The organism is Allobosea sp. NPDC055353 (assembly GCF_053644975.1).
This window is the reverse complement of the sequence record NZ_JBSHMC010000002.1, coordinates 1,058,871-1,079,107: the sequence shown is the minus strand read 5'-3', so window position 1 is coordinate 1,079,107 and position 20,237 is coordinate 1,058,871. Positions and strand designations below refer to the sequence as shown.

The window sequence follows — 20,237 nt, the reverse complement described above, 5'->3', positions numbered from 1 at the left end:
GGAAGCGCGTTTGCGGCGTAGCCGGGCTTCAGAAGGTGTAGCCCAGCCTTGCGCCGATATTGGCGGGGCCGCGGGTGGTCGTGCCCGGCTTGTCGGAGCAGCCGACGGTGCTGAAATGTTCGAGCGTGGTGACGAGGCTCCAGCGGTCCGAGAGCCGGAAGCCGAGGGCGGCAGCTTCGCGCGTGCCGGTATTGCAGCCGAGCGCGAGGCGATTTTCCGGGACGACCGGCCCGGTCTTGCCGTCGTTCAGCGCGGCGCCGAGGCTGGCCTCGACGAAGACGTCGCGTGTCACGTCGAAGGTCCAGGTCGCCCCGGCATAGGCATAGCGCGTGCCGTTGAGGTTGACGCTCGCGCCCATGTTGAAGCGGGGGATGAAGGCCGCTGCGAACCGGTCGCTCAGGGGAATGAGCCGCGGCGACAGGAGGTCCGCGCTCAGATTGGGCAAGCCGCTCTCCCGGCCGCCGGGATTGGCGAGGCCGGCACCGATGCGGGCTTCCCAGGCGGGGGCAGGCGGCTCGGTGGCGGGGGCGTAGCTGGAGACAGAGCCGGAGAGGGACCGGGTCTGCGCGGAAGCGGCAGAGGCGGCCAGGCAAACGGCAAGTGACAGCAACGCGACGCGGACCATGGGCCTTCGGCAATTGAACGTGTGAGCAGGCGTTAGTGAAGCACACATACTCGTGTTCGGAATGTGGCAAAGCCCGGAAATGCAGGCTCTCGTCCACAGCGGGTTAAGAAATTCAATTCAATTATTTCAAAGGCTTGCGCGCAGTGTCGCAGGCGTTCAGCCGTTGCGCCACCACAAGACGATGACGATCAGCACGATGGCGACGAACTGCAGGACGACCCGCAGCCGCATCAACCGCTGCGAGGTGTTGGCGCTGCCGCCGCGCAGCATGTTGATGAGCCCGAGCAGGAGCACGACGGCGACGGCGCCGACCGCGACGGATACGAGAGTGTTCGAAAACGTCATGGGGATTGGCTTAGGACCATGCGAGGAACTTGACCAGCGCCGAGATGCGGCTGACGTGGCCTGAGCCGTGGGTCAGCTCGTCGCAGCCGTCTGCGCGAGCGCGCGGCCACGGACGGGCAGGGAGAGATCGTCGGCAAGCGCGCGGCTGATCGCGGGCAGGCCGTCGAGCAGGTCGGGCACGAAGGCCTGCGACGGGGGCGGGCGGCGCGGCAGCGCATGGAGCGCGGCCGCCATCACGCGCGGATCGCGTTCGCCCTCGCCGGTCTGGGAGCGGTCGTAGAGGACGTCGACCAGTTTGAGCTCGTCGGCGCGGCCGGCGCGGATCGCCTGTTCCAGGCGCGGACGGACGCGCGGCACGATCAGCGCCGGCTTGTCGAAGGAGAGGATCTCGCAGAAGGTGTTGTAGCCGCCCATGGCGACGACGCAGTGGGCCCGGTTCATCAGCAGTTCGAGGCGCGGCTCGAAGCCGAGCCCTTCGAGCTTCGGATTGCGTGCGATGCGCTCGGCGAATTCCTTGCGCTTCTCGCGCGACATGAACGGGCCGAAGACGATGAGCGCGGGCAGAGCGATCGTCGGATCGGCCTCATAGGCCGAGATCACCCAGTCGATGACGCCGGCGCCGTCGCCGCCGCCGCCGGGCGTGACCAGGATGAAGGGCTGCTTGGTGATGCGCGGGTAGCGGTTCGGCGGCATCGGGCTCGGCACGGCGCGTTTGAGATAGCCCATGTAACGGAGCTTGTCGGCGAAACGGTGCTGGTCCGGCAGGCCGGTCAGGGGCTGGTAGACGTTCTCCAGGCCATAGACGAAAATGTCGTCATAGACCGTGTCGAGCGCCTCCAGCGCGCCGTTGCGGCTCCATTCCTCCAGCACGGCGGCGGGTTCGTCGAGCACGTCGCGCAGACCGAGCACGATGCGGGCGCCGCGCCGGCGCAGGATGTCGAGCGAGGGCTTCAGTTCGCCGCGCAGGCCGACCGGCTCCTTGTCGACGATGACGACATCGGGATCGAAGGACAGGACGGTCTGCTTGATGATGTCGGCCCGCAGACGGATCGTGTCGCCGAGGTCGAGATTGAGATGATGCGGCTCGTAGCTGCCGTCGCTCTGCTTCTCGACGCCGGGAATCCGGACATAGTCGACGCCGTCGCCGAACTGGAAGCTGGAGATGACGGACGAGCCGGAGACGATGATCACAGAGATATGCGGAAAGCTCGCGATCAGCGCATTGGCAATGGCCCGGCAGCGGCGGATATGGCCGAGCCCGAAAGTGTCGTGGCTGTAGATCAGCACGCGCGGCGCATGGGGGCTGCGCGGCGCGCGTTCGGCACCGGCGAGGTCGACGACGTTTGAAGGCATCGGTACGTCGCCCCCCGGAAAGGCCAGACGACCTCTTGGCGAGGACGAACGCAGTTGGAACTATGGAGCGATTATAACCGGTCGTTGGGGACGATCCAAGCCCATCGGAACTATACGTGGGTATGGGTTTGGCAGGCCAAGGCCCGTCCCGATACCACCCTGCTAGCCGATCCCGGGCCCCGCGATAAGCCGGGTGGGATCGATCATGCGGACTGCCGGATGGGCGGTGGCTGCGCTCAGGATATCGGTGAGGGCGGACCAGGCTGTTTCATCATGGTCGCGATGGTGCAGCAACACCCCCAGATCGATGTCGCCGACCTCGCCTTGCCGTCTCGCGGTGAGCATGGCGACGAACTCTTCGAGGATGCCGGTGGCCGGGCGTCCGACGCGGCCGCCATGCCAGTCCATGACGTCGACATGGGTGTTGAGCAGGTGGGGGCCACTATCCGGGCCGAGACGATAATCGCGGAAGCAGGAGAGGCCGGCGAAGCCGAGCGCGCCGAGGCGCGCGGCATGGCCCTGGGCGATGCGGTTCCAGGGTGGCACGAAGATCGGCAGGACGGCGTCCCCGAGCAGATCGTGCAGGCGCTGCCGGCCCAACGCGATGTCGGCATCGACATCGGCAGCCTCGCGCTCGGCGCCGAACTCCGATTTCTTGCTGCCGGAAGGTGAGTGGTTCCGATGAATGGTGCCATGCTGGCAGGGACGCAGCAGCGGCATGTCGCGCAGTGCCGGTGCCAATGCAGGCTCGGCCAGCAGGGGGATGACCGCGAGCAGGATCGGTGCCGCGAAGCGCTCGCCCAGATCCGAAAGGCGGTCGAGCGCCGGGCTTGGCGCCACAGTATCGTCGTCGCGCAGCCAGAGGCGGATCGTTCGGCCCGCGATGCTCCAGCGGTCGAGCTCCAGGGCGAGCGCCTGCCATGGCGAGGCATTCATGGCGTGGCTTTCCCAGGAGGCGATTTCAGCTTGGCGCGGCGGTTCCGGATGGCCAGCGCGAGCCCTTCCGCCAGCTTTTCCGCCGCGCGCACCGGCGTGCGTTCGGCGAGGATGAAGTGGCGGGCGGCCGCGCCCATTGTGTCGCGCAGCGCCGTGTCACGCAGCAGGCTGGTCAAGGCAGCGGCCAGGGCTTCCTCGTCAAATTCGGGAGCGAGCAGGGCGGTCTCGCCTGTGCGCACCGTCTCGCCGACGCCACCGCTGTCGAAGGCGACGACCGGCAATCCTGCCGCCTGGGCCTCGAGATAGACCAGCCCATAGGCCTCGTCGATGCCGGGCCAGACGAAGATATCGTGCCGGGCGAGTTCGGCCTGGGTGGCGTCGCGGCCGAGCTGGCCGTGCCAGGCGATGCGGCCAGCGGGGAGACCGGCAAAGGCGGCTTCGACCTCGGCACGGCGGGGACCGTCGCCGATGATGCTCAGCATCCAGTCTTCGCCCCGGCAGCGGTCGAGGATGCGGGCGAGGGTGAGGTAGCTCTGCAGCTTGGCGCCCTCTCGCATCATCGCAATGGTGACGAGGCGTGGCGGGCTCGACGAAGTGGCGGGTTGGAGCTGCTCGGGAAGGATCGCGACGAAGGGTGGCAGAGCGAGCAGAGCCGTGCCCTCGCTCCGCCAGGGTTCGAGCCCCTGCCGATCACGATCGGTGAAGAAGAAATGGACGTCGCCGGTGGCGAGCCCGTGGCGGACAGCCGCCGTATGCCCGGCCCATTCGCCGGTGGCGCGCCGGGCGGAATCGCTCGATTCGGCGGTGACATAGGGGATGCCGAGCGTTGTTGCGATCTCGGGACCGAGGAGGTCCGGCGAGCGGTAGTAGTTGTGGTAGGTGAACCAGAGATCGGGGCGCGGCCGGCCGGCCTGGTATCCGGCGAGCAGGGCATCGCGCAGGCGGGCCGCGTCGGTGACGACGCTGGTAAAGCGCGCCGGGTCCGGTTCGCGAAAATAGGTCTTCGGCGCTGCGACAGGTTCGACGACATGGCCGAGGCTTTCGAGCGCGGCGGCGAGTTGGCGGGCCATGCGGCGGTCGCCGGAGACGCCGCCGTCACCGACCGGATTGAGCGGGGTGTGAAAAGCGATGCGCAAGACGGTCTTCGGGGTCGATGATGCTGTCAGCGATAGGGGTCGGCTGCGTCGCGCAGGCCGTCGCCGAGGAAGTTGAAGGCGAGGATGATCACGATCACGGGCACGACCGGATAGAGCAGCCATGGATAAAGCGCCACAACGTTGATGTTCTGCGCTTCGTTGAGCATCACGCCCCAGCTGGTGATCGGCGGCCTGAGGCCGAGGCCCAGGAAGGAGAGGGCGGTCTCGCCCAGAATGGTCTTGGGGATGGTGATCGTGGCCGAGGCGATGAGATGGCTCATGAAGCCGGGCACGAGATGCAGCGCGATGATGCGGCGCGGCTTCGCGCCCATGAGCTGGGCTGCGACGATATAATCCTCTTCGCGCAGCGAAAGCAGCTTCGAGCGCACCGAGCGGGCAAGCCCGGTCCAGTCCATCAGGCCGAGGATCACCGTAATGCCGAAATAGACCAGCAGCGGGCTCCAGGTCGGCGGCAGGATCGAGGCCAGCGCCAGCCAGAGCGGGATATGCGGCAGCGACTGCACGATCTCGATGATGCGCTGGACGACGAGATCGATCCGGCCGCCATAATAGCCGGCGATGCCGCCGATGATGACGCCGAGCACGAAGGAGACGGAGACGCCGAGCAGGCCGATCGAGAGCGAGATGCGCCCGCCATAGAGGATGCGCGAGAGCATGTCGCGGCCGAGCCGGTCGGAGCCGAGCCAGAAGAAGGTGCCGTCCTTGGGCGGGCAGACGAGGCGGCGGTTGCCGGGGATCAGGCCCCAGAACATGTAGCTGTCGCCCTCGCAGAAGAAGCGCAGCTGCTGCGGGCGCGTGGTGTCGACCTCGTATTCGCGCTTCAGGTTCTCCATGTTGAGGCGCATCGCATAGGGATAGACGAAGGGGCCGATGAAGCTGCCTTCGTGGAAGAGGTGGATGCTCTGGCTGGGCGCCCGGATGAAGTCCGTGTTGCGCGTCGTGTAGTGATAAGGCGCGAGGAACTCGGCGAAGGCCGCCATGGCGTAGATCACGAAGATCACCACGGCGGAGATGACCGCGAGCTTGTGCTTGCGGAACTTCCACCACATCAACTGCCATTGCGAGGCGAGATAGACCCGCTCCTGCTCCGGCGTCATCGCCTCGGTGGCATAGGGCTCGAACGGGGCCGTCGAGACCTCGTGCGGCAGGGCCGCGCCGTCCGGCGGAAGATGGTTGAGCGTGGTCGCCTTCACTTGGTCGCGGCTCCCTGGAGGCGGATGCGCGGATCGAGGATGGCGAGCGCGATATCCGAGATCAGCACGCCGATCACGGTCAGGAAGGAGAGGAACATCAGGAAGGAGCCGGCGAGATACATGTCCTGGCTCTGCAGGGCGCGGATCAGCAGCGGCCCGGTGGTCTGCAGCGAGAGCACGATGGCGACGACCTCGGCGCCTGAGACGATCGAGGGCAGGATGTCGCCGATATCCGAGATGAAGAAGTTGAGCGACATGCGCAGGGGATATTTCCGCAGCGCCTTGCCGGGCGGCAGCCCCTTGGCGCGGGCCGTGACGTAATATTGCTTCTGCAACTCGTCGAGCAGGTTGGCGCGCAGCGCCCGGATCATGCCGGCGGTGCCGCCGGCGCCGATGATGATGACGGGAATCCAGAGGTGCTCGAGCACCGACTTGAGCTTGGCCCAGCTCATCGGCTGGTTGAGATAGGCGGGATCGACCAGGCCGCCGATCGAGGTGCCGAACCAGATATTGGCGAAATACATGAAGACCAGCGCCAGCAGGAAATGCGGCACGGCAAGCCCGACGAGGCCGAGGAAGGTGAGGCCGTAATCGCCCCAGCTATATTGGTGCGTCGCCGAGTAGATGCCGATCGGGAAAGCGACGATCCAGGTGAAGATGATGGTGGCGAAGGACACGATCATGGTCAGCAGCAGGCGGTCGCCGACGATCTCGCGCACCGGGCGCTGGTACTCGAAGGAATAGCCCATGTCGCCCTGGATGAGGCCGGCGACCCAGCGGACGTAACGTTCCAGCGGCGGCTTGTCGAAGCCATATTCCTTCTTGAGGAACTCGATGCGGCTCATGTCCGCCTTCTCGCCCTGAGCCTGCATCTCGGCGGCGAGCGTCTCGAAATAATCGCCTTCAGGCAGGTTGATGACGGTGAAGATCAGCGCGCTGGTGACGATCAGCGTCGGGATCATGAGCAGGATGCGCTTGAGGATGTAGCGGATCAGCACGCGTCAGGCCTTGGTCTCGGCTCGGTCGAACCAGAAGGTGTCGGGCATATAGCGGCCGATGAAGGCACCGGGCTCGAAGCTGTAGAGGCCTTTCTCGGGCACGTTGCGCAGGTCCCTGGAGACGACGATCGGCTGCAGCGTGCTGTTGATCACACCGATGGTGAAAAGCTGCTCGGCATTGATCGTCAGCATCTTGTGCCAGATAGCGCGGCGCTGGTCGCGGGTCGAGCTGACGCGCCATTCCTCGTAGAGCCGCACGAGCTCGTTGACCTCCGCCAGGGCCGGCCGTTCGCCTTCGCGGCCGCTGTTCTCGACGAACTGGCCCCAGCGCGGCCACTGGAACTGGGCGGAGGAGGTCGGTGCCAGCGCATCCGGCTCCATGTCCGAGGTGACCAGCGCATTGTCCATGCCGGCCCAGGCCGACATCACCGTCTGGCCGGCGAGGATGCGGCGGCGGAAGACGTCGCGCTGGGTCGAGCGGGGATAGATTTTCATGCCGACATCGAAGAAGTCCTGCTTGAGCAGGTCGAGGATGTCGGTTTCCTCGGTGTTCTCGCCGGCGGTCTCGATGGTGAATTCCAGCCGGCGCCCATCTGGCAGCAGGCGGATGCCGTCGTCGTCGCGTTTGGTCAGGCCGATCTCGTCGAGCAGGCGGTTGGCGAGCGCAGGGTCGTGCTGGGTCCAGAGCGCGGCGAGCTTGGCGTCGTAGAGCGGGCTTTCGGGCAGGGCGGTGTTGCCGCTCTCGCGCGCCAGTCCGAAGAAGATGACCTTGTTGACGTCCTTGCGGTTGATCGCGACCGAGATCGCCCGGCGATAGCGGACATCGCGGTTGAGGTCGCGCCAGACCGGGTCGATGGCGTTCAGGTTGGGGAGCAGGGCGAAATAGGCGCCCTCCGCCCGTTTCCACAGCCTGACGTCGAAATTCATCCGCTTCGAGGCTTCCTTCAGGAAGGTGTAGTTGTCGAAGCGGATATAGCGGGCCTGGAGGTCGGACTCGCCGGCCGCGGCCTTGGCCGGGATGAGCGAGCTCGTGCCGATCGTCAGCGTCACCTGGTCGGTATAGGGGAGCTGGCGGCCATTCCTGTCGATCCGGTGGAAATAGGGGTTGCGCTCGAAGACGAACTGCTCGGCCGGCAAGGGCGTGGTGTTGCGCCAGGGCTCCAGCGTCGGCAGCTTCGGGTTCTCAGGCCGGTACATGCGCGAAAGCCGCTCGTGCAGCGCGCCCCAGTCGCGGACATGGTGCTCCTTCACCCGCTGGGCCAATTCATGCTTCGGGGCGTGGCGCTCGTGGAACTGCTTGAGATAGCCGGAGGCCATGAAGATGTAGGTCGGCTGCGCGCCCGCCAGCGCCGGCAGGAAGATCGGGTTCGGGGTCTTCCAGCTGTAGCGGACTTCGGTCTCGCTCAGGATCTCGAAGCGCGGCGGTTCATTGGCCGAGAACAGGGCCTGGGGCGGGCCGCCCGGCGAAAGCCGCTTGTTGTTGGCGATATCCTCCCACCAGTAGCGGAAATCCTCGGTGGTGAAGGGCGAGCCGTCCGACCAGCGATGGCCCTGGCGCAGTTTGAGGGTGAAGATGCGGCCATCCTCCACCTCGCAGCTCTCGAGCAGGTCCGGCACGAGCTCGAGATTCTCGTCATAGACCATCAGGCGGGTGTAGCCGTAGAGCGTCATCATGCGGATGTCGCGCTGGTCGCCCATCAGCATGCGGATATTGCCGCCATGGCGGCCGGGCTCACGGCCGAGTGCCGCCAGATCGATGATGCGTGGATTGGCCGGCAGGCGCGCGGCGACCGGAGGCAGGGTGCCGGCGGTGACCTGGTCCGCGAAGAACGGGCTGCCGATCGCAGTGCCCGAGAACGGCGCGGCCTGCGCGAGGCGCGGCAAGGCGGCTCCCGCGAGAGCGGCGGAGCCGAGCAGCAATGCGGTGCGGCGGGTCGGGTGCGGGGCACGGCGCGTCATGGCACCAGCTCCCGCATATCGGAATTCGGCCGCGCGAGTACGAAATGGCCGTCGCCGAGCGGCAGATGCGTCAGGGCGCCCTCGTCGGGCCCTGCCTTGAAGGCCTTGTCCCAATGGCTGTCGTCGGAGGCGCCGCCGGGCGCGGCCAGCTTGAAGTCGAGCCTGCGGTCGAGATCGGCGAAGGGCACGGAGCGTAGCAGCGCCCTCGTGTAAGGATGGGCGGGGCGGTCGAAGAGCGCATGGCGCGGCGCCAGTTCGACGATCCGGCCATTGGCCATCACGGCAATGCGGTCCGCCATGTAGTTCACCACAGCGAGATTATGCGAGATGAACAGGAAGGTCAGCCCGCGCTCGGCCTGCAGGTCCTTGAGCAGGTTGAGGATCTGCGCCTGCACGGAGACGTCGAGCGCCGAGACCGGCTCGTCGCAGATGATCAGGTCGGGGTCGAGCGCGAGGGCGCGGGCAATGCCGATGCGCTGGCGCTGGCCGCCGGAGAAGGAATGCGGATAGCGGTTGAGGAACCGCATATCGAGCCCGACATCCTGCATCAGGGTCCGCACCCGTTCGTCCTGCCCGGCCGGATCGCCGCGGCCATGGATGACCAGCGGCTCGCGCAGGATGTTCATCACGGTCATGCGCGGCGACAGCGACGAGACCGGGTCCTGGAAGATCATCTGGACGCGCGGGCGGAACCTGCGGAGGTCCTCGCCTTCGAGGCCGAGTACGTCGATCCGCTCGCGCCCGTCGTCGAAGGCGATCTCTCCGGAATCGGGCGTGACCGCCCGCATCACGATCTTGCTGACCGTGGTCTTGCCGCAGCCGCTCTCACCGACGAGGCCGAGGCATTCGCCGCGCCGGATGTCGAAGCTGACATCGTTGACGGCCTTGACGCTGGTCTGGCTGCCCTTGCCGAAGAAACCGCGCGAACCCGTGACATAGGTCTTGTGGAGGCCGCGGACGCTGAGCACCGGGGCGGCGTCTGCCGCGGGCTTTGGTGGCGGCGCGGCCACGGCCGGGCGCGGGCGGGCTTCCCTGAGCGCGACCAGCCGCTCGCCGTCCTGCATGTCGAAATGCGGGGAGGCGTCGAGCAGTGCCTTGAGATAGGGGTGGCGCGGGCGGCGGAAGATGTCCTCGACCGTGCCGCGCTCCATGATCTCGCCGTGGAAGATCACGACGACCTCGTCGGCCATGTTGGCGACGACGCCGAGATCATGGGTGATGAGCAGGATCGCCATGCCCATCTCGGCCTGGAGATCGCGCATCAGGTCGAGGACCTGGGCCTGGATGGTGACGTCGAGAGCCGTGGTGGGCTCGTCGGCGATCAGCAGGGCCGGCTGGCAGATCAGCGCCATGGCGAGCATGGCGCGCTGGCGCAGCCCGCCCGAGAGCTCGAAGGAATAGAGGCCGAAGGCGCGCTTCGGGTTCTTGAAGCCGACGCGCTTCAGCATCGCTTCGATCAATTCGCGCGCCTCAGGCTTCGGCATCGGCCGGTGCAGGAGCAGCGCCTCCTCGATCTGGTTGCCGATCGTATGGACCGGCGAGAGCGAGGACATCGGCTCCTGGAAGATCATGCCGATCCGCCCGCCGCGCAGCGCCCGGATGCCCTTGCCTTCGGCGGGCAGCGTCGCGATGTCGACGACGGTCTCGGGGGCCTGCGGGTCGCGGAACAGGATCTCGCCGCCGGTGATGCCGCCGGCGCGGGGCAGGAGACCCATGATGGCCTGCGAGATCACCGATTTGCCGGAGCCGGATTCGCCGACCAGCGCGACGGTCTTGCCCGCAGGGACGCGCAGGCTGACGCCCTTCACGACGTCACGGGCGAGGCCGTGGATCGTGAAGCCGATACGCAGGTCGCTGATGCGCAGGATGTCCATGGTCTGAAGCGGCACGTCCCCGGGAGCTTAGAGGCTGTTATGGACTGTGGAAGCGATTTGGCGCTGGCGCTTTTTGGCGAATGCAAGGAGTTCGAGGACGCAAGCCTTCCGGCTTGCTACGAAGAACGACACGGCAGTCGCCAAAAAGCGCCGCGCCCTGCGGGTGAGGTCAAAACGACGGAGCTGCAGCGTCGCACCGCTTGCCGATACCGAAGTATCGGCGGCGCGATGCTCCTCCCATCTCCGTCGTTTTGACCTCATCAGATCGTTTCCACAGTCCATAACAGCCTCTAGCGCTCTCCGCCTTTCCTCACGTCACTAGACGTCGAAAGCGGTAACTTGCCAATCGCTTTCGACGCTTGCGGTTCCGGCGGGCATTGCCCGATGCGGATGACATCGCTGCAACGGGGGCCGCGCCGGAAGTCGTCGTAGCTGATGCTCCAGGGTAGCGGGGCCGGGGCGCGATAGGGGCCCATCTTGAAATACTGGTTGTCGTCGAGCCCCGGGCCGCTATGCCCGATATGGCCCTCGACGGTCACGATATGGACGCCGTCGGCAAGGATTTCGACATGGCCTTCGCCATCGGGGCCGGGTTGGGAACGGACGACGAAATCGATCCAGCCCTTCTGCGCGGAGGGCAGGTCAGCATGCGGCGTGACCCGGATTCCAGGCGCGCAGGCGTTGAAATAGCGCGGGTAATTCTCTGTGGTCGTGCCGCTCTCCATCGCGACGAGCGCGCGGGTCTGTTGTGCATCGGGGCGGCTCAGCACGAGCGCCTCGCCCGGGAGGCAGCCGTGAGGGCGCTCGCTGCCGCCGATCGGGTAGGAGGGAATCAGGTCGGTCTCGACGGTGATGCCGAGGCGGCCGCGATAGAGCCGCAGCGCCAGGAACGGCGAATAGTCGCCGACGGCCTCGGGCAGGATCTCGCGCTTCCACTGGGCGATCACATATCTGCGATCATCCTGGGCGAGCGGATCGTTGAGGCGCAGCGCAAAGCCGTACCAGACCGCGCTGTGGAAAGGGACGAGCACCTCCGGGCGCTCCCAGACCTCGGCCCGCTCGCTGCAGCCGATCGCGCGTGGAAGACAGGACGGTGTCGCGATCAGGGTCAGGGCGCCGGCGCCACTATAGGGCGCGGCATCGCCGAAAATCGCGCGGCCGGAGCGCTGCTCGGGATTGTCCTTGTAGAATAGCCCGCCTTCGGGGGCGAAACCGCCCTGTTCGAAGCCGTCGTGCAGGATGCGCTGGGCGGGGTCGGCTCGGGCCGGGACGACGAATAGGCCGACGAGAGCGACCGCGGCCGCGCAGCACAGCATTCCCGACGCAACTGTCCTTTTCACGCTACCCCCGACGATGGATGCCGCTTCCGCTCTGCAATGCCGGCATGGCCGCAGCGTGGCGCGCATTGCACTCGGCCGCAACCTCACCACATATGGTCGCTTCGGGCCCGCCGGACCCGTTCGAGCTTGCGCCGCGGGCGCTTCGGTACAGGGTTGCCCTTTGGAGTCCAATCTCTTCCGTTACATCTGGCAGAAGAGCCGGGCCGAGCAGATCGTCGTCCTGCTGATCATCCTTGTCTCGATTCCGTTCAACTGGGCCTCCTTCGACGTGCCCAAGCGCATCGTCAACGATGCGATCCAGGGCGGCGCCTTCAAGGACGGTAAGACCACCGCGACGCTGATGGACTTCACCCTGCACCTGCCGTCCTGGCTGGGCGGGGCGAGCTACAGGCTGTCGGAGGGCATCCAGGTCGGCCAGTATGGCCTGCTCGTTGGCCTCAGCACTTATTTCCTGCTGCTGGTCCTGATCAACGGCGCCTTCAAATACGTCATCAACGTGCGCAAGGGCATCCTCGGCGAGCGCATGCTCAGGCGCATGCGCTACGACCTGTTCAGCCAGCTGATGCGCTTCCGGCCGGAGGAGATCCGCGCGGTCAAGCCGGCCGAGATCGCCAGCATGATCAAGGACGAGGTCGAGCCCGTCGGCGGCTTCGTCGGCGATGCCTTCATCCAGCCGGTCTTCCTGCTCAGCCAGGCGCTGACGGCGCTGATCTTCATCATGGCGCAGAGTTTCTGGCTGGGCTCGATCGCGCTGCTGATCGTGCTGGTGCAGGCGATCATCATCCCGATCCTGCGGCGTGAGCAGCTCAGGCTCGGCCGCGAGCGCCAGATCGCCTCGCGCCAGCTCGCAGGCCGCATCGGCGAGATCGTCGATGCCGGGCCGATGATCCAGGGCCATGGCGCGACGGCCTATGTCCAGTCCGACATCGCCGGGCGTCTCGGGCGGCTCTTCGACATCCGCTATGCGCTCTACAAGCGGAAATTCGCGGTCAAGTTCCTCAACAACCTGCTGGCCCAGATCACGCCGTTCTTCTTCTACGCGATCGGTGGCTTCTTCGCGCTGCAGGGGCGGCTCGATATCGGCCAGCTCGTCGCGGTGATCGCCGCCTATCGCGACCTGCCGCCGCCGGTCAAGGAGCTGATCGACTGGGACCAGCAGCGCAACGACGTGACGATCAAGTACGATCAGGTGATCTCGCAGTTCAACAGCGACGAGACGCTCGTCCTCGACGAGGAGAACGGGGTCGTGGCTCTGCCGGAAAAGGGCGAGATCCGGCTCGAATCCGTGCAGATGCTCGACAATCGCGGCCAGCCGCTCCTGACCCCCCTCTCGTTCAGCCTGGCGCGGCCGGGCCTGGTGGCGGTTATCGGCCCGCATGGCGGTGGCAAGGACGTGCTCGGCCGGATCCTCGGCCGGCAGGCGACGAGCTATACCGGCCGTGTGCTGATCGACGGCGAGCCGCTCGCGGGCATGTCGGTCGAGCGGGCGAGCCACCTCATCGGCTATTCCGGCGACGAGCCCGAGATCATCGCCGGCTCGATGCGCGATAACATCCTGCTGCCGCTGCGGCGCCGGCGCCCGGACCTCAAGGCCGGCGGCGCGGTCTCCGCACCGGAGCATCGCCGCTTCGTCGAGGCGATCCGCTCGGGCAACTCGCCCTTCCCGTTCGAGGCTGACTGGACCGACTATGCCGGGGTCGGCGTCACCGACACCGCCGAACTCGCCGCGCGTATCCACGAACTGCTCGACGTCTTCGGCTGCACGCAGGAAGTCTACGAGCTCGGCCTCGGCGGCAAGGTGATGCGCCCGGTCAGCGAACAGGCGATCGAGCGCATCATCGCGGCCCGGCGCGTGGTCGCGGCCGAGCTGACACGGATCAGGCAGGGCGATCTGATCGAGCCTTTCGTCCTCGACCGCTACAACCGCAACGCCCCGATCGTCGAGAACCTGATCTTCGGCACGCGGACGAGCACGCGCTTCGACAGCACGACCCTGCTGTTCGAGCCCTATGCCCAGTCGATCCTGAAGGCGGAGGCGCTGGTCGAGCCGCTGGCCGAGATGGGCGCGCGCATCGTCGCGACCGTGGTCGAAATCTTCGCCGGCCTGCCGCAGGGCCATGCGCTGTTCGAGCGCTATTCCTTCGGCGCCAATTTCGAGTTCGAGCGCCTGAACGAGTTGGCTGCGCTGCTGGCCAAGCACGACATGCGCAACCCGCTCGACCAGGAGACCGAGCGCGATCTCGTCGCGCTGGCGCTCGGCTATATCGAGCCCAAGCACAGGCTGAACCTGATCGATGCGCGCCTCGAGCGACGCATCCTGCGGGCGCGGGAAAGCTTCCGCAAGCACCTGCCGGCCGATGCGGTCGAGGATGTCGATTTCTACGACCCCGACAAGGTGATGGTCGGCGCCAGCGTGCGCGACAACCTGATGTTCGGGCGGATCGGCTACGGCGTGCCCGATGCCGCCCGCAAGGTCGGCGAGATCGTGCTGCAGGCGCTTGCCCGCTCGGGGCTGGGCGAGGCGCTCTACCGGCTCGGCCTCGATACCGAGAGCGGCATCCGCGGGCGCTTCCTGCCGGCTCGGCTGCGGCAGGCCGTGCCGCTGGTCCAGGCGCTGGTCAAGGCGCCGCAGATCGCGGTGCTCGACATCTCGGCCCTGCTTGCGATTTCGGACGAGCCGCAGGAGATCGTCGCCCGGCTGCACAGCTATTGCGCGGGCATGACGCTGTTTCTTCTGGTCGGAGATGCTAACCTTGCGGGAGAGGTCACGCTGCGGGTGCTGTTCCACGGAGCGACGGCGACGGTCGAGGCGCCGGGGACGCCCGATGCGGCCAACGATCGGGCGTCGCGCTTCGAAAGCACCGGGCGCGAGAACACTGGGCACGAGAACACTGGGCGAATGGAGGCGCGGTCATGAGTCTGGAAACCGATATCGGCTGCCTGCGTTGCCTGCCGCTGTTCCAGGATATGCCGGCATCGCGGCTCAAGCTCGTTGCGTTGATGGGCGAGCGGCTGCAGTTCGAGCCCGGCGCCGTCCTGATCAGCCCGCAGGAGAAGCTCGAGGGCGTCTACGTCATCCTGGAGGGCGAGGTCGAAATCCTGCATCCAGGCGAGAGCGGCGAGGAGCGGAGCTTCGTCAAGGACACCGGCAGCATCACCGGTGACGTGTCCCTGTTGAGCGGCCAGCCCTTCATCGCCACCATCCGCGCGAAGTCGCGGGTGCTGGCGCTGCGGATTCCGAAGGATCTGTTCTTCGAACTGCTCCACACCGTGCCTGAGTTCAGCCTCGCTGTCTGCCGGGATCTGGCCGGCCGGGTCCACCGGCTCGCATCCGTGCTGCTGCGTGAGCACGAAACCGTCTGACGAGGTCCATCAGCGCATGAACCGGCCGCAAGCCGCAGGCACGAACCGCACGGGCCCGACCCGCGGCGGCATGGGTGCGAGCATGGACCAGGTCTCGTCCTGGAGCCGGGACATCCGGTTCGTCTCCGGGCTGATCCTGCTCACCTTCGCCACGACCCATTTCCTGAACCATGCCGTCGGCATCCTCGGCGTCGACGCCATGGAGAAGGTCCAGGACTGGCGCTATGGCTTCTGGCATTCCTGGGTCGGGACGGCCGCGCTCTATGGCGCGCTGATCGTCCATCCGGTCTTCGCGCTGCTCAGGGTGGTGCAGCGGCGCACCTTCAAGATGCCTCTGCGCGAAATGCTGCAGATAGCGCTCGGCCTCGCCATTCCGCTGCTGCTGGTCGACCACATCATCAGCACGCGGGTGATGGGCATCTATTTCGGCGTCGACGAGAGCTATCGCTCCGTCCTGCGCCGGCTCTGGCCGGGGCTCGCGCTGACGCAGTCGCTGCTGCTGCTGCTGGTCTGGACGCATGGCATCATCGGCATCCATTTCATGCTGCGCGCCCGCGACAGCTATCGCCATTGGCGCGACCCCTTCCTGCTGGCGGCGATCCTGATCCCGCTCCTGGCCATCATCGGCTTCTCCGTTGGGGCGCGGGAGGCCGAGCAGATGGCGATGCCGGCCGAGCTCGTCAGCGATGCGCAGGCGGCGATGTTCGCCCGCGACGTGATGTGGGGCAAAGGCGCCTTCTACGGCCTCGTCGCCTCATTCCTGCTGTTCGTCGGCATTCGCGAGATCAGGGTCCGGACGACGCGCCAGATCACGGTGCGCTTCGTCGGCCACGGCACGCGCAGGCTGGCACCGGGGCCGACCGTGCTGGAGATGTTCCGGCGCTTCGGCATTCCCCATGCCGCGCTCTGCGGCGGGCGGGCGCGCTGCGCCACCTGCCGCGTGCTGGTGATGGACGGCAACGACAAGCTGCCGAGGCCCGGCCCGAACGAGGCCAGGCTGCTGCGGCGGATATCGGCGCCGGACGGTGTCCGGCTGGCTTGCCAGATCAGGCCGCGCGACGACCTGCAGGTGCAGATCCTGCTGGCGTCGCGATTGAATGCCGGCGCGGCGCGCCCGTTCGAGATCGACGATGCCGCGGGCAAGCGCGGCCTGACCGTGGTGGTGGCCGATCTCAGGGCGTTCTCGGCGCTGTCGGCGCGGCAATTGCCGCGCGAGCTGATCGGCCTGCTCAACCGCTTCTTCGACGAGATGGGGCAGGCGATCACCGCGCATGAAGGGCGGATCGATGCCTTCTATGGCGACGGCTTCATGGCGGTGTTCGGCCTCGAAGGCCCGCCGGCCCGCGGGGCACAAGCCGCGATCGCGGCTGCCGGCGACATCGTGCGCGCGGTCGATGCGCTCAACCGCGAATATGGCGCGGCGCTGCCTTTGCCGCTCCGGATCGGCATCGGCATCCATACCGGCGACGCGATTACCGGTGCGGTCGAGAACGACAATCTTGGCCGGCGCGAGATCACGGTCGGCGAGACCGTGATGGTCGCCAGCCAGCTCGAATCGGCGACGCGGCGCGTGCTGGCCGATGTCGTCGTCTCCGAGGATACGATCCGGGCGAGCGGGCGCAGCTATGCCGGCACGACAACGCTGAAGATCGCGATCAAGGGGCGCGAGAAGCCGTTGACCGCCTATGGCTTCGCCAGCGCGCCGGAAATCGCCCGTCGCAAGCGCGAGGACGTGGCGGTGCCGGTGCCCGTGGTGGCCGGCGGCGAGGCGACCACGTCGGCAGAGGTGGTGCCGGAGCAAGGCGAGACAGGCGAAAAGGGCTGACCCTTGCGCGGGCGGCTGGTTTTTTGCGGGCGCGCATGTCTATGGTCCGCCGGTTTTTCCGGATGACGACCGACCCATGACGCCCGAACCGCCCCAAGAGGCTTTCCACGACCTGCTGCGCGGCATGGCGGCGCTTTCGGGCAACCGCGTCGTGGCCGATATCGCACGGCTCTACGGCAAGGGCGCGCCGCCGGACCTGTCGATCGCCTGCAACCACAAGCAGATCGCCTCGAAGAAATGGCTTGTCGAGGCCTTGGCCGAAACCCATCCGAAGCCCGAGGGGCCGGTCTGGGTGCTCGGCGCCTGGTATGGCGTGCTCGGAGCGTTGCTGCTCGACGATGAACGGCTCGCGATTCCCGGGATCGTCAGCCTCGACATCGATCCGACCTGCGCGCCGATCGCGGAGATCCTCAACCATCGCCATGTTCAGGCGGGGCGGTTCCGGGCGATGACGGCCGACATGATGGCAATGGATTTCGCGGCGCAGTCGCCGGTGCCGGGGCTCGTCATCAACACGAGCTGCGAACATCTCGACGACGTGCCGGGCTGGATCGCGACCCTGCCGCAAGGCCTGCCGCTGGTGCTGCAGTCCAACGATTATTTTCGCGAGCCGGACCATCGGAGCTGCGTGCCCTCGCTCGATGCCTTCCGCGAGCAGGCGGGGCTGTCTGAGGTCTGGTTTGCCGGAGCACGGCCGACCAAGAACTATACGCGCTTCATGCTGATCGGGCGGCGATGACAGCGGGCAAGGCGCCGCGCATCGCGGTGGCGATGAAGGGCTATCCGCGCCTGTCGGAAACCTTCATCGCGCAGGAACTGCTGGGCTTGCAGCAGCGCGGCTTGGCCTTCGAGATCTGGTCGCTGCGCCATCCGACCGATGCGGCGAAGCATCTGATGCACCATCAGATCACGGCGCCTGTGCGCTACCTGCCGGAATATCTGCACGACGAGCCGGGACGCGTGGCGCGCGGCCTGCTCGCTGCGTTGCTGAGGCCGGGCCTGCTGCGACTGCTGCCGGTCTTCCTGCGCGATCTCGTCCGGGACCGGACGCGCAATCGCTGGCGCCGCTTCGGGCAGGCCTGCGTGATGGCGCGCGAACTGCCTGATGATATCCGGCACCTGCATGTGCATTACCTGCACACGCCGGCTTCCGTGATCCGCTATGCCGCCTTGCTCGGTGGCCTGACATGGTCGTTCTCGGCCCATGCCAAGGACATCTGGACGACGGCAGACTGGGAAAAGCGCGAGAAGATCGCCTCCGCCTCCTGGGGCGTTACCTGCACCCGCGACGGGCATCGCGAGCTGGAACGTCTGTCCGACCGGCCCGACAAGGTCGCGTTGCTTTATCACGGGCTTGAACTCGCACGCTTTCCCGCGCCCGGCCCGCGAGCGACACGGGACGGTTCGGACCCGGCCGATCCCGTGCGCTTCGTCACCATCGGAAGGGCGGTGGCGAAGAAGGGTTTTGACGACCTGCTGGACGCGCTGGCCAAGCTGCCCAACACGCTGAACTGGCGCCTGACGCATATCGGCGGCGGGGAGAAGCTGAAGGCCTTGCAGGCGCAGGCGCAGGCGCTCGGGATCGATGACCGGATCGCCTGGGCCGGACCGAAGGCACAGGACGAGGTCATTGCTGCGCTGCGGGCCGCCGATCTCTTCGTGCTGCCCTCGAAGGAGGCGGGCGATGGCGACCGCGACGGTCTGCCCAATGTGGTGATGGAGGCCGCGAGCCAGGGCCTGCCGATCGTCGCGACCGATTTCGCGGGGATACCGGAATTCGTGCGCGACAGTGTTGAAGGCCTGTTGGTGCCGCCGGGCGATGTCGGCGCCTTGGCTGCTGCGCTCGATCAACTGGCCGGCGCGCCCGAAGAGCGCGCTGTGCTGGGCGAGGCAGCCTATGCGCGGCTGACGGGAGCCTTTTCTGCGCAGGCGGGGCTCGACCGGGTCGCAGCAATGCTGAAGCGCTCGGCGCGTGAGGGGGCATGAGCGCTTCCGTCCTGATCGCGGTGACGCATCTGCTCGGCAGCGGCCATCTGGTCCGGGCGGCGAATCTGGCACGGGCGCTGGCGCGGACCGGTTTCTCCGTGACGCTTGCCAGCGGGGGCATGCCGTTGCGCGCGATGGAGGGCGAGCCTTTCGCCTTCGTGCAATTGCCGCCGATCAGGACCGAAGGCACCGATTTCCGCACACTGCTGGGCGAGGCCGGCCAGCCGATCGAGCCGGAGCGCAAGGCCGCCCGCATCGCCATGCTCGAAGAGCTGGCTGCGCGGCTGCGACCCGATGTCGTGATCGTCGAGCATTTCCCCTTCGGCCGACGGCAATTGGCCGAGGAATTTCTTGCGCTGATCGCTACAGCGAAGGCGGCACGGCCCGAGACGCTCGTGCTGTCCTCGGTGCGCGACGTGCTGGTGACGCCGCGGCCTGACCGGATCGTCGAAGCCGAGGAACGGATCGCCGGGCTGTTCGACGCGGTTCTGGTCCATGGCGATGCCGGTTTCCTGCCGCTTGACCGGTCATGGCCGGTGGGGGAGAGGCTGGCGACGAAGCTGCGCTATACCGGCTATCTGGATACGGACAGGACATCGGAAACCCGCAGCCCTCATCCTGAGGCCCGTAGGGCCGTCTCGAAGGATGTTCCAGATATCTCCGGAGCCTCCGGGAGTATCCTTCGAGGCGCCATTCCAGACGGAAAGGCTCCTCAGGATGAGGGCTCGGGTGGGGTGGGCGAGGTCATCGTCTCGGGCGGCGGCTCGGCCGCTGCCCTGCCGCTTTTCGCCACTGCAGTCGCTGCGGCGCGTCTCGACCGTTCGGGACGCCGCTGGCGGCTTCTCGCCGGGCGCGGCATCGCGGATAGCGATTTTGCGCTGCTTGCTGCCGAAGCCCCTGAAAAAGTCGTGATTGAGCGGGCGCGGCCGGATTTCCCGGCTCTGCTCGCAGGCTGCGCCGTGTCGATCAGCCAGGCGGGCTACAATACCGTGCTCGATCTCGTCGCGGCCGGGCGGCCGGCGATCGTCGTGCCCTTCGATGCCGGCAACGAGACCGAGCAGACGATCAGGGCCGAGGCGATGGAGCGGGCGGGGCTGGCGCGCTGCTTCCCGCTCTCCGGTGATTTCGTCGCGGACGCGGTGGCTCTGGCGGATGCCGTCGATGAAGCCATGGGAGCCCAGCCTCCGGGCCTGCCGATCGACCGGGACGGCGCAGCCCGCTCGGCTGCGATCGTGAGAGAGCTTCTCACTGACGCCGCCGGCCGCGCCCGACACTGAGCCGGC

Annotated in this window: 16 protein-coding genes; 6 read left to right on the top strand and 10 right to left on the bottom strand. The window is 67.0% G+C overall.

The window, feature by feature from the left end; all coding sequences use genetic code 11:
- Positions 1-28 precede the first annotated feature (28 nt).
- The 10 genes from ACWIEX_RS18515 to ACWIEX_RS18470 form a co-directional block, all read right to left on the bottom strand.
- Complete coding sequence (locus ACWIEX_RS18515; protein WP_454034438.1) at positions 29-625, bottom strand: acyloxyacyl hydrolase; 597 nt, start codon at positions 623-625, stop codon at positions 29-31.
- Positions 626-781: 156 nt separating this feature from the next.
- Positions 782-970 (bottom strand): twin transmembrane helix small protein, encoded by a 189-nt coding sequence (locus ACWIEX_RS18510; RefSeq protein WP_454034437.1) that lies wholly within the window; start codon positions 968-970, stop codon positions 782-784.
- 72 nt (positions 971-1,042) lie between these two features.
- Positions 1,043-2,323 carry a glycosyltransferase family protein gene (locus tag ACWIEX_RS18505; RefSeq protein WP_454034436.1) on the bottom strand — a complete coding sequence of 427 codons (1,281 nt, stop codon included), beginning with the start codon at positions 2,321-2,323 and terminating at the stop codon, positions 1,043-1,045.
- Between the two features lie 162 nt (positions 2,324-2,485).
- Positions 2,486-3,259, bottom strand: a complete 774-nt coding sequence (locus tag ACWIEX_RS18500) for a polysaccharide deacetylase family protein (RefSeq protein ID WP_454034435.1) — start codon at positions 3,257-3,259, stop codon at positions 2,486-2,488.
- Positions 3,256-4,395, bottom strand: a complete 1,140-nt coding sequence (locus tag ACWIEX_RS18495; protein ID WP_454034434.1) for a glycosyltransferase family 4 protein — start codon at positions 4,393-4,395, stop codon at positions 3,256-3,258. The genes ACWIEX_RS18500 and ACWIEX_RS18495 overlap by 4 nt, the downstream gene beginning before the upstream one ends.
- Positions 4,396-4,421: 26 nt before the next feature.
- Positions 4,422-5,609 carry an ABC transporter permease gene (locus tag ACWIEX_RS18490; RefSeq protein WP_454034433.1) on the bottom strand — a complete coding sequence of 396 codons (1,188 nt, stop codon included), beginning with the start codon at positions 5,607-5,609 and terminating at the stop codon, positions 4,422-4,424.
- Positions 5,606-6,604, bottom strand: coding sequence for an ABC transporter permease (locus ACWIEX_RS18485; RefSeq protein ID WP_061970320.1), 999 nt, complete (start codon positions 6,602-6,604; stop codon positions 5,606-5,608). The genes ACWIEX_RS18490 and ACWIEX_RS18485 overlap by 4 nt, the downstream gene beginning before the upstream one ends.
- Positions 6,605-6,610: 6 nt before the next feature.
- Positions 6,611-8,566: an ABC transporter substrate-binding protein gene (locus ACWIEX_RS18480; protein ID WP_454034432.1), complete on the bottom strand. Its 1,956-nt coding sequence runs from the start codon at positions 8,564-8,566 to the stop codon at positions 6,611-6,613.
- Positions 8,563-10,440, bottom strand: a complete 1,878-nt coding sequence (locus ACWIEX_RS18475) for an ABC transporter ATP-binding protein (protein WP_454034812.1) — start codon at positions 10,438-10,440, stop codon at positions 8,563-8,565. The genes ACWIEX_RS18480 and ACWIEX_RS18475 overlap by 4 nt, the downstream gene beginning before the upstream one ends.
- 290 nt (positions 10,441-10,730) lie before the next feature.
- Entirely contained in the window at positions 10,731-11,756 is a 1,026-nt protein-coding gene (locus ACWIEX_RS18470) for a polysaccharide lyase family 20 protein (RefSeq protein ID WP_454034431.1), read from the bottom strand.
- Between the two features lie 184 nt (positions 11,757-11,940).
- Between ACWIEX_RS18470 and ACWIEX_RS18465 the strand changes: the two genes are divergently transcribed.
- From ACWIEX_RS18465 to ACWIEX_RS18440, 6 genes are all read left to right on the top strand, one after another.
- On the top strand, positions 11,941-14,697 hold the full coding sequence (locus tag ACWIEX_RS18465) for an ABC transporter transmembrane domain-containing protein (protein ID WP_454034430.1): 2,757 nt from the start codon (positions 11,941-11,943) through the stop codon (positions 14,695-14,697).
- Positions 14,694-15,143, top strand: a complete 450-nt coding sequence (locus ACWIEX_RS18460; RefSeq protein ID WP_454034429.1) for a Crp/Fnr family transcriptional regulator — start codon at positions 14,694-14,696, stop codon at positions 15,141-15,143. The genes ACWIEX_RS18465 and ACWIEX_RS18460 overlap by 4 nt, the downstream gene beginning before the upstream one ends.
- 16 nt (positions 15,144-15,159) lie before the next feature.
- Complete coding sequence (locus tag ACWIEX_RS18455; protein ID WP_454034428.1) at positions 15,160-16,968, top strand: adenylate/guanylate cyclase domain-containing protein; 1,809 nt, start codon at positions 15,160-15,162, stop codon at positions 16,966-16,968.
- A 76-nt stretch (positions 16,969-17,044) separates the two neighbouring features.
- Positions 17,045-17,707, top strand: a complete 663-nt coding sequence (locus tag ACWIEX_RS18450) for a class I SAM-dependent methyltransferase (RefSeq protein ID WP_454034427.1) — start codon at positions 17,045-17,047, stop codon at positions 17,705-17,707.
- Entirely contained in the window at positions 17,704-18,954 is a 1,251-nt protein-coding gene (locus ACWIEX_RS18445) for a glycosyltransferase (RefSeq protein WP_454034426.1), read from the top strand. The genes ACWIEX_RS18450 and ACWIEX_RS18445 overlap by 4 nt, the downstream gene beginning before the upstream one ends.
- Complete coding sequence (locus ACWIEX_RS18440; RefSeq protein ID WP_454034425.1) at positions 18,951-20,231, top strand: glycosyltransferase family protein; 1,281 nt, start codon at positions 18,951-18,953, stop codon at positions 20,229-20,231. The genes ACWIEX_RS18445 and ACWIEX_RS18440 overlap by 4 nt, the downstream gene beginning before the upstream one ends.
- Positions 20,232-20,237 lie beyond the last annotated feature (6 nt).

Coding starts and splice junctions, on each gene's coding strand:
- ACWIEX_RS18515 (WP_454034438.1), bottom strand. CDS start 625: ATGGTCCGCGTCGCGTTGCTGTCACTTGCCGTTTGCCTGGCCGCCTCT.
- ACWIEX_RS18510 (WP_454034437.1), bottom strand. CDS start 970: ATGACGTTTTCGAACACTCTCGTATCCGTCGCGGTCGGCGCCGTCGCC.
- ACWIEX_RS18505 (WP_454034436.1), bottom strand. CDS start 2,323: ATGCCTTCAAACGTCGTCGACCTCGCCGGTGCCGAACGCGCGCCGCGC.
- ACWIEX_RS18500 (WP_454034435.1), bottom strand. CDS start 3,259: ATGAATGCCTCGCCATGGCAGGCGCTCGCCCTGGAGCTCGACCGCTGG.
- ACWIEX_RS18480 (WP_454034432.1), bottom strand. CDS start 8,566: ATGACGCGCCGTGCCCCGCACCCGACCCGCCGCACCGCATTGCTGCTC.
- ACWIEX_RS18475 (WP_454034812.1), bottom strand. CDS start 10,440: ATGGACATCCTGCGCATCAGCGACCTGCGTATCGGCTTCACGATCCAC.
- ACWIEX_RS18470 (WP_454034431.1), bottom strand. CDS start 11,756: ATGCTGTGCTGCGCGGCCGCGGTCGCTCTCGTCGGCCTATTCGTCGTC.
- ACWIEX_RS18460 (WP_454034429.1), top strand. CDS start 14,694: ATGAGTCTGGAAACCGATATCGGCTGCCTGCGTTGCCTGCCGCTGTTC.
- ACWIEX_RS18455 (WP_454034428.1), top strand. CDS start 15,160: ATGAACCGGCCGCAAGCCGCAGGCACGAACCGCACGGGCCCGACCCGC.
- ACWIEX_RS18450 (WP_454034427.1), top strand. CDS start 17,045: ATGACGCCCGAACCGCCCCAAGAGGCTTTCCACGACCTGCTGCGCGGC.
- ACWIEX_RS18445 (WP_454034426.1), top strand. CDS start 17,704: ATGACAGCGGGCAAGGCGCCGCGCATCGCGGTGGCGATGAAGGGCTAT.
- ACWIEX_RS18440 (WP_454034425.1), top strand. CDS start 18,951: ATGAGCGCTTCCGTCCTGATCGCGGTGACGCATCTGCTCGGCAGCGGC.